Source organism: Brevundimonas sp. UBA7664 (assembly GCF_002483305.1).
Taxonomy (GTDB): domain Bacteria; phylum Pseudomonadota; class Alphaproteobacteria; order Caulobacterales; family Caulobacteraceae; genus Brevundimonas.
In genome coordinates, this window is the sequence record NZ_DLHQ01000003.1 from 21,251 (window position 1) to 30,005 (window position 8,755).

The window sequence follows — 8,755 nt, forward strand, 5'->3', positions numbered from 1 at the left end:
CTAGAGCAGGTCGCGCAGCCAGGCGACCAGCGGTTCGTCGGCCGGAGGCATGGGATAGTCCGACAACTGGTTCGGCCTGACCCATTTCAGCGCCGCGTGCTCGCGGTTCTGCACCACCCCCGACCAGCGTCGGCAGAGGTACAATGGCATAAGTAAGTGAAACGAATCGTAAGCGTGGCTGGCGAAAACGAACGGGGCCAGACAGGCCTCGGTCACGTCGATGCCGAGTTCTTCCTTCAGTTCGCGGATCAGGGCGGGTTCAGGCCGCTCGCCGGGCTCGACCTTGCCGCCCGGAAACTCCCACAGGCCGGCCAGTTTCTTGCCCTCGGGCCGTTGGGCGATCAGGACGCGGCCGTCGGCGTCGATGAGGGCGACGGCGACGACGAGGACGGTGGGGAGGCCGTCCGTCACGAGCGATAGTCGCCGTTGATCTCCACGTACCGCTTGGTCAGATCGCAGGTCCAGACGGTGGCGGAGGCCCGGCCCGAGCCGACGTCGACGATGATGTCGATCTCGGAATTCTTCATATAGGCGCTCATCTTCGCCTCGTCGTAGGTCGGCGACGGGGCGCCGTCGATGGCGGCGACATGCGGGCCGAAGCGGATGGCGAGGCGGTCGCGGTCGACCGGCTCCTCGGTCTTGCCGACGGCCATGACGACCCGGCCCCAGTTGGCGTCCTCGCCGGCGAGGGCGGTCTTGACCAAGGGGCTGTCGGCGATCGACTTGGCCAGTTTCCGGGCGGAGGCGGGGCTGGCCGCGCCATCGACGGTGACGCGGACGAATTTGGTCGCCCCCTCGCCGTCGCGGACCAGCTGGTGGGCGAGATCGAGCATGACCCTGTCCAGCGCCGCGGAGAATCCCTTCAGACGGCGGTCGCCGACCCGGCCGATGCGCGGGGCGCCGCTGGCTCCGGTGGCGAACAGCAGGCAGGTGTCATTGGTCGAGGTGTCGCCGTCGACGGTGACGCTGTTGAAGGTGGTGCGGACGTGCAGGCCCAGAAGGGCGCGCAGCACCGAGGGGGCGATGGCGGCGTCGGTGACGATGAAGGCGAGCATGGTGGCCATGTCCGGCGCGATCATCCCCGAACCCTTGGCGATGCCGGCGATGCGGACTGTGCGACCTTCGATCTCGCATTCGGCGTACGACCCCTTGGGGAAGGTGTCCGTGGTCATGATGGCCAGACCCGCGCGCGCCCACTGGGCGGTCGGATGGACATCCGCCTCGAGCGACGTCTCGATGTCGTTCAGACGGGCGGTGATCTTGCGGTCGTCCAGCACCACCCCGATCACGCCGGTAGAGGCCAGCATGACGTCGCGCTGGCGGCAGCCGAAGCGTTTGGCGACCTCGGAGGCCGTGCGGCGGGCGGCGTCGGCTCCGGCCTTGCCGGTGAAGGCGTTGGCGCAGCCCGCGTTGACCACCAGGGCCCGCACGTCCTGGCCGCCGCCGTCGGCGTCCAGTTGACGTTTGCACCAGTCGACCGGGGCGGAGCCGATCTTGTGCCGGGTGAAGACGCCGGCGCAGGTCGTCCCCCGGGCGAAGCGGAACACCACGAGATCGTCGCGCTCATGCTTGTAGAAACCGGCCCGGGCGGTTGCGATTTCGACCCCGCCGATGGGCGGGATGGTCGGAAAGGGCACGGCGAGGGGCGAGATTTCGAGGCCCGGCTTGCCCGGCGCGGCCTTGGGAGGCGGCGTCGTGGCGCGCTTCAGGGCCGTGGCCAGGGGGTCGAAGGCCTTTTCGATGGCCTGTTCGATCTTCTGGCCGGCGGAGGCGCGGCCGGCCTCGGGCGGACGGCTCATGACGCCTTCTTGGGAGCAGGCGCCGCGGCGACGGGCGGCGGCGATGCGGGTGCGGCGGGGGTCCCGGCGGACGATGCGGGCGGACGCGGCGCCGAAGCCGGCTCCTGCGAGCGGGGCGTGTCGCCCGGCAGAAGGTTCTCGACCTCGGCCTTGCCGCGCAATTCCTCGAGCAGCTGGCGCACGCCTTCATAGGTCAGATAGCGCACGATCTGGGGCCGGGCCTGCTCCAGCGTCGGCGGGGTTTCGCGGCGGCGGTCCTCGACCCGCAGCACGGCCCAGCCGCCCTCGGTCTGGAACGGGCCGACGGTCGAGCCGGCGGGCCGGTCGCGCAGGGCGTTCTTGTAGGCCTCGGGCATGACGTCGATGGTGCGGTAGCCCAGATCGCCGCCGGAATAGCGGGTCGCGTCGTCGATCGAGCTTTCGGCGGCCACGGCCTCGAAGGCCGCGCCTTGCGCCAGAATGCCGATGACGGCCTCGGCTTCCGGCCGGGTCCGCGACAGGATCAGGCGGACGCGGATCTCCTCGGAGGTCTGCGCCAGGCGGACCTGCTCCTGATAGATGGTCTCGACCGACCGGTCCGTGATCTCGCCGTTGACCACGGTCTCGACCAGCATGTCGCCGAGAATGCGTTCGCGGGTCGCCTCAAGCCGGCGCTGGGCCAGGGCGGAGTTGTCGAGGCCGCGGCGCTCGGCCTCGCGGGCCAGCAGTTTCTGGTCGATGACCTCGTCCAGCACCCGCCGGAACAGGTCGCTGGTCACATCGAGGGGTTCGCCCTCGCCGACCAGGCCCTGCGCCACCGCCTCGCGTTTGACGTCGGAAGCCCAGATGGTCTGGCCCTGAACCTCGGCCACGGCGCGGTCGCCGGGCTCGGGCGCGCGATCGGTCCCGCCGCCCGGACCGCAGGCCGCGAGAGTCAAAAAGACGGCAATCAGGACGGGGACGAAGGGGCTGGAAAGCCGCATTTGGGCGCGCTCCGTCACGGGGCGAGAAAGGCCCTCGCGTTGACAGGGATAAGGCCGGTGCTTAAGTCCCGCCTGCGCCCAAGTCGAGGGGTTTTCGAACGATCGCGCGGCCCTCGCGCGCGCCTGTGACAGGCGCACCGGGCCGCATTCGCCCGAGGCTCCTCCCCCCGCGCGCAGTCGTCGCCGCTCCTTCGGGACCTTTCAGTACCAGAGCCCCTGTCGCTCGCCCGCCTTCGGATCATTCATGCTCGGCATCGCCAAGAAGATTTTCGGCTCCTCCAACGACCGCAAGGTCAAGGACTTCATGGGCCGGGTTCAGAAGATCAACGCGCTGGAGGACAAGTTCGCCGCCCTGTCGGACGACGAGCTGCGGATGATGACCGACGCCTTCCGCGACCGGCTCGCGGGCGGTGAGACGCTGGACAAGGTCATGAACGAGGCCTTCGCCGTGGCGCGCGAGGCCTCCAAGCGGGTGCTGGGCCAGCGTCAGTATGACGTCCAGCTGGCCGGCGGCATGATCCTGCACGACGGCGGCATCGCCGAAATGCGCACCGGCGAGGGCAAGACCCTGGTCGCCGTGGCTCCGGTGTACCTGAACGCCCTGCTGGGCAAGGGCGTCCACGTCATCACCGTCAACGACTATCTCGCGCGGCGCGACGCCGAATGGATGGGCCGGGTCTATCGCTTCCTCGGTCTGGAGGTCGGCGTGATCGTCAACGGCCTGTCGCAGGGCCAGCGGCAGGCGGCCTATGCGGCCGACATCACCTACGGCACCAACAACGAATTCGGCTTCGACTATCTGCGCGACAACCTGGTCTATGACCGCAAGGAGATGGTGCAGCGTCCGCACCATTTCGCCATCGTCGACGAGGTCGACTCCATCCTGGTCGACGAGGCGCGTACGCCGCTGATCATTTCGGGCCCGACGGAAGACCGGTCGGACCTGTATCTGATCGTCGACGGGATCATCAAGGAACTGATCCAGGACCCGGCCACGTTCGACCTCGACGAGAAGCAGAAGCAGACCCTGCTGACCGAGGAAGGCTCCGAGAAGATCGAGGAGATCATGGAGGCGCGCGGCCTGTTCGCCGCCGACACCACCGGCCTGTACGACGCGGCCAACATCACCCTGGTGCACCACATCAACCAGGCGCTGCGGGCCAACACCCTGTATCTCAAGGACAAGGACTACATCATCAAGGCCGGCGAGGTCATGCTGATCGATGAGTTCACCGGCCGGATGATGACCGGGCGCCGCCTGTCCGAGGGCCTGCACCAGGCCATCGAGGCCAAGGAGGGCGTGAAGATCATGCCCGAGAACCAGACCCTGGCCTCGGTCACCATCCAGAACTATTTCCGCCTCTACGAGAAACTGTCCGGCATGACCGGTACGGCCGCCACCGAGGCGCAGGAATTCCTCGACATCTACAAGATGGACGTCCTCGAGGTGCCGACCAACCGTCCGGTCAAGCGCATCGACCACGACGACGAAATCTTCCGCACCGCCGCCGAGAAGAATATCGCCATCGCCGGCCTGATCGCCGAATGCCACGTCCGGGGCCAGCCGATCCTGGTCGGCACGGTGTCGATCGAGAAGTCCGAGACCCTGTCCGAGCTGCTCAAGACCTATGAGTACGAGGTCACCCTCAAGACGCTGAAGCCGCAGCACGCCCATCTGCTGGAACAGGTGACCAGCGAGGACGAGAAGGCCCGCCGCGAGGCGAAGAAGGCCTATGCGGCGCTGAAGGACGAGGATTTCGACATCGAGGTCCGCACCGGCCGGGGCATTCCGCACAGCGTCCTGAACGCGCGCCAGCACGAACAGGAAGCCTATATTGTCGCCGACGCCGGCCTGCCCGGCGCGGTGACCATCGCCACCAACATGGCCGGCCGCGGCACCGACATCCAGCTGGGCGGCAACCTGGAAATGCGCCTGCAGAAATGGCGTCAGGACAACCGCAACATGGCCATCGAGGTCACGCCCGAGATGGAGGCCGAGGAAGAGGCCCGTCTGAAGGCCGACATCGCCGTGCAGAAGCAGAAGTCGCTGGCCGCCGGCGGTCTGTTTGTTCTGGGCACCGAACGCCACGAGAGCCGGCGTATCGACAACCAGCTGCGCGGCCGGACCGGCCGTCAGGGTGACCCCGGCACCTCGAAATTCTTCCTGTCCTGCGAGGACGACCTGCTGCGCATCTTCGCCGGCGACCGTCTGGACGGCATCATGCGCCAGTTCGGCGTGGCCGAGGGCGAGGCGATCTCGCACCCGTGGCTGAACCGCGCCGTCGAAACCGCCCAGAAGCGGGTCGAGACCCGCAACTACGACATCCGCAAGAATCTGCTGAAATACGACGACGTCGTGAACGACCAGCGCAAGGCCGTGTTCGAGCAGCGCCAGGAGTTCATGGACGCCACGGACCTGTCGGAACTGGTCGGCGATTTCCGCAACGACGTGATCTCGGACCTGATCGAGACCCACATGCCGCCCAAGGCCTATGCCGAGCAGTGGGACATCGACGGTCTGGACGAGAAGGTGAAGTCGACCCTCGGCCTCGACCTGCCCCTGCACGAGTGGGCCGCGGAGGAAGGCGTGTCGAACGAGGAGTTCGAGGAACGGCTGCTGGCCGCCGCCGACGCCCGGGCCGCCGAACGGCTGGCGCAGATCGGGGCCGAGCAGACGCGCGGGCTCGAGAAGCAGTTCATGCTGCAGATGATCGACATGCAGTGGCGCGAGCACCTGGTCCATCTGGACCATCTGCGCGGCGTCATCGGCCTGCGCGGCTATGGTCAGCGCGACCCGCTGAACGAATACAAGACCGAGGCCTTCAACCTGTTCGAGACGCTGCTGTTCCAGCTGCGCCACAACGTCACCCGCTGGCTGATGACGGTCGAGTTCCGCTTCGAGCAGCCGCCGGCGATGGACCTGCCGGAGTTCCAGGAGATCCACCTGAACCCCGGCTCCGGCGAGAACGAGATGGCCAATCCGTTCGCGCAGAACCCGGAAGGCATGGTGCAGGGCGACGACCGCGCCCGCCTGCCGGTCGACGTCCTGCCGGTCGGCTGGGAACGCACGCCGCGCAACGCGGACTGCCCCTGCGGCTCGGGCCGCAAGTTCAAGCACTGCCACGGAAGCCTCGTTTAGGCGCTATCGCTCGCCGCGCGGCGGCTCGCTGCTTGAGCGCGCGCCGGGTCGGAAGGTCCCGCCGGGCCGACGACCGCGGCCCGGCGTCATGCTCCCTGCTTGAGCGCGGGGCGGGGGGCGGCTATCGACCGTCGGTGTTCGCCACTGACGGGAGAGACTGATGGCCGCTCGCAAGGACCTGTTCTCCCGCGCCCTGTCGCTGGACCCGGACCGGCTGCATTTCGCGGCCCACAGCCATCACCTGTGGCCGGACGCCAGCTTCGACGGCCAGGTGCGGGCCTGGGTCGAGGCGAACAAATTCGCGGACCGCAAATGGGACCTGATCTTCGGCGATGTCGTGCCCGAGGCCCAGGCGCATGTCGCGCGTGAGCTGAACCTGCCGGGCGCCGACACGGTGGTGTTCGCGCCCAACACCCACGACTTCCTGCTGCGCATCTTCTCGGGGTTCGCGAAGAAGCCGGTCCGCATCCTGTCCACCGACGGCGAGTTCCACTCCTTCCGCCGCCAGGGCGAACGCTGGGAAGAGGCCGGCGAGGCCGTGGTCACCCGCGTGCCGCTGCATCCGTTCGACACCTTCGACGACCGCTTCGTCGAGGCGGCCCGGAGCGGGGGCTTCGACTGGATCGTGGTCAGCCAGATCTTCTTCAAGACCGGTCAGGTCTTCGGCCGGCTGGACGACCTGGCGGCGCTGGCCGATCCGTCCGGGCCGTGGGTTCTGATCGACGGCTACCATGGCTTCATGGCCACGAGGACTGATCTGTCGGCGGTGGCGGACCGGGTCTTCTACGTCACCGGCGGCTACAAATACGCCATGTCCGGCGAGGGCGCCGGCATCCTGCACGCACCGGACGGCTTCTGCCCCCGGCCGGTGGCGACCGGCTGGTTCGCGGAGTTCGGCGATCTGATGGGTCGGCCCGAGGATGTCCAGTACCGCGCCGACGCCGGGCGTTTCTGGGGCGCCACCTTCGACGCCACGCCGCTGTACCGCTTCAACGGCGTCCGCCGGATGCTGGACGAGGCCGGTCTGACCACGGCGTCGATCACCGATCACGCGCGCGGCCTGATGCGTCGTTTCCAGGACGCGGTCGCGGCGGGAGAGGCCGGGCGTCTGGACAGGGCCGAACTGATCAACCCCGTCGCCAACGAACCCGGACGGGCGCGTTTCCTGGCCTACCGGCACGCGGACGCCCAGGCGTGGCGGGCGCGGCTGCTGGAGGCGGGCGTGGTCACCGACGTACGCGACGACACGATCCGCTTCGGCTTCGGTCTGTATCAGGACGCGGACGACGTCGAACGGTTGATCGAGGTCTGCCAGCGGGTGCTCTGACCGGCGCTCCGGATCAGAAGAAGGTGGTGTCGTCGCTCTTCTTCGCCTCGGGCGCCTTGCGCGGCGCCGGCGGCGTCGCCGGACGCGCCGCCGGGGCGGGCGCGGCGCCGGGAACCGGGGCAGCGGCTTCCGCCGGCGGGATCGGCGGCAGGGTCGGATAGGGCAGGCTCTCGGGACTGCCGTCGCCCGGGAAGGCCTGCGGCCCCTGGGGGTCGCCCGGGGCCACCGCCGGCGGGTCGATCCGGTCAGGCGCGTCCAGATCGTCGCGGATGAAGGCCCATGAGCGGCTGTCGGTACAGGCGCAGGCCTTCATGAAGCCCTCGCGGTCGCGCCAGATGATCAGGGGATAGCGCGCCTGCAGCCCTGCCTGTCCGAGGTCCTCGGTGAGGCGGGTGACGAAGGTCCGGCCGGCCTCGACCACGGCGCCGCGGGCCAGATTGCCGTCGGCGGCCGGGATGCCGGCGGCGGTCCAGTTGCGCACCGGGGTGGCGGTCCAGCGCTGGTACAGGGTCCAGTCGCGGGTCAGCCACAGTTCGGCGACGGTGGCGCGCTCGGCGGCGGTGGATTGGGCCAGGCCCTCGCGCTCCGGACGGGCGAACAGGATGATGCGGGCCTCGACGCCGGCGGCGCGCAGCTTGGGCACCTCCTCGCGCTCATAGCGCTGCAGGGCGGCCGAGTCGCGATAGGCGATGATGTACAGCGGCTCGCCGCCGCCGCCCGCCGAGACCCAGGAGGCCTCGTCCAGCAGGCGCTGGATCTCGGCCTGGTTACGGGTCACCGTGACCGGCTGGAACCGGGCGTAGTAGGTCCAGTACGCCCAGTAGGCGACGCCGGCGAGGATCAGGCCGATGAGGGCCGCGAGGGCCGACCAGACGAAAAAGCGACGCATGCGGGGAGACGCTCCAGCTTCACGGTTCACACAGGTTAACGCCTAGCACCGAATTGGGTTGTCGCGCACGCCTGCGAGGCGAGTGATCAGCCGGACCCCCGCATCGCGTCGATCGACCATCGGACGATGGTCTTGTCCTCCTGCTCCGCACCCAGGCGGGCATAGAAGCGGCGAGCGCCCGGATTGTCTGACTGGACCTCCCACCGCGCGGCAAGCCCCTGCGCGGCGGCGATCTGCGCAAACCGGCGCATCAGGGCCGCGCCGATGCCCAGACCCCGGGCGGACTCGTCCACAAAGAGGTCATCAAGGTTCAGATAATCGCCGCGGCGCCAGATGCCGTAGCAGCGGACCCAGGTCAGATAGCCGACGTCCCGCCCCTCCCGGGCGGCCAGCAGGCATCCGACGATCGGCGGCTCGGCCGTGAGCGCTTCAGCCAGACTGGCCGGGGTGGCGGCCATACAGGCGGCTTCCCCCTCATGCTCGGCGAGGGCGAGCATCAGGCGATGCAGACTGGCGGCGTCAGCGGACCCGGCGGCCCTGAGGGTCACGGGGTCCATCGACGGTCACCCCATCGTCGGGATGACGAAGCTCGAATCCGCGTGTTCCAGCTCACTGTCGGGCCAGCGGGCGGTGACGGTC

At 68.8% G+C, this 8,755-nt stretch carries 8 protein-coding genes; 2 read left to right on the forward strand and 6 right to left on the reverse strand.

Going from position 1 to position 8,755, the window contains the following annotated elements:
- The 3 genes from B2742_RS00435 to B2742_RS00445 are packed head-to-tail and all read right to left on the reverse strand — an operon-like array spanning position 1 to position 2,761.
- The gene (locus tag B2742_RS00435) at positions 1-411 is read right to left on the reverse strand and encodes a (deoxy)nucleoside triphosphate pyrophosphohydrolase (protein ID WP_292061727.1); all 411 of its coding nucleotides are present in this window, start codon (positions 409-411) and stop codon (positions 1-3) included.
- Entirely contained in the window at positions 408-1,799 is a 1,392-nt protein-coding gene (gene argJ, locus B2742_RS00440) for a bifunctional glutamate N-acetyltransferase/amino-acid acetyltransferase ArgJ (protein WP_292061729.1), read from the reverse strand. The genes B2742_RS00435 and argJ overlap by 4 nt, the downstream gene beginning before the upstream one ends.
- Positions 1,796-2,761 (reverse strand): peptidylprolyl isomerase, encoded by a 966-nt coding sequence (locus B2742_RS00445; RefSeq protein ID WP_292061731.1) that lies wholly within the window; start codon positions 2,759-2,761, stop codon positions 1,796-1,798. The genes argJ and B2742_RS00445 overlap by 4 nt, the downstream gene beginning before the upstream one ends.
- Before the next feature lie 244 nt (positions 2,762-3,005).
- Here B2742_RS00445 and secA point away from each other — a divergent pair, with 244 nt between their 5' ends.
- Positions 3,006-5,900 (forward strand): preprotein translocase subunit SecA, encoded by a 2,895-nt coding sequence (gene secA, locus B2742_RS00450; protein ID WP_292061732.1) that lies wholly within the window; start codon positions 3,006-3,008, stop codon positions 5,898-5,900.
- A gap of 160 nt (positions 5,901-6,060) precedes the next feature.
- Positions 6,061-7,227, forward strand: coding sequence for a class V aminotransferase (locus tag B2742_RS00455; protein WP_292061734.1), 1,167 nt, complete (start codon positions 6,061-6,063; stop codon positions 7,225-7,227).
- Between the two features lie 13 nt (positions 7,228-7,240).
- Here the strand turns inward: B2742_RS00455 and B2742_RS00460 are convergent, their stop codons facing one another.
- The 3 genes from B2742_RS00460 to B2742_RS00470 form a co-directional block, all read right to left on the reverse strand.
- Entirely contained in the window at positions 7,241-8,116 is an 876-nt protein-coding gene (locus B2742_RS00460) for a hypothetical protein (RefSeq protein WP_292061736.1), read from the reverse strand.
- 86 nt (positions 8,117-8,202) lie between these two features.
- Positions 8,203-8,673: a GNAT family N-acetyltransferase gene (locus B2742_RS00465; RefSeq protein WP_292061738.1), complete on the reverse strand. Its 471-nt coding sequence runs from the start codon at positions 8,671-8,673 to the stop codon at positions 8,203-8,205.
- A gap of 6 nt (positions 8,674-8,679) precedes the next feature.
- On the reverse strand, positions 8,680-8,755 hold a 76-nt coding region (locus B2742_RS00470; protein ID WP_292061817.1), incomplete at its 5' end, for a hypothetical protein.

What these genes read in the sequence shown, in the direction of transcription:
- secA (WP_292061732.1), top strand. Translation starts at nt 3,006, where the DNA reads ATGCTCGGCATCGCCAAGAAGATTTTCGGCTCCTCCAACGACCGCAAG.
- argJ (WP_292061729.1), bottom strand. Translation starts at nt 1,799, where the DNA reads ATGAGCCGTCCGCCCGAGGCCGGCCGCGCCTCCGCCGGCCAGAAGATC.
- B2742_RS00460 (WP_292061736.1), bottom strand. Translation starts at nt 8,116, where the DNA reads ATGCGTCGCTTTTTCGTCTGGTCGGCCCTCGCGGCCCTCATCGGCCTG.
- B2742_RS00445 (WP_292061731.1), bottom strand. Translation starts at nt 2,761, where the DNA reads ATGCGGCTTTCCAGCCCCTTCGTCCCCGTCCTGATTGCCGTCTTTTTG.
- B2742_RS00455 (WP_292061734.1), top strand. Translation starts at nt 6,061, where the DNA reads ATGGCCGCTCGCAAGGACCTGTTCTCCCGCGCCCTGTCGCTGGACCCG.
- B2742_RS00465 (WP_292061738.1), bottom strand. Translation starts at nt 8,673, where the DNA reads ATGGACCCCGTGACCCTCAGGGCCGCCGGGTCCGCTGACGCCGCCAGT.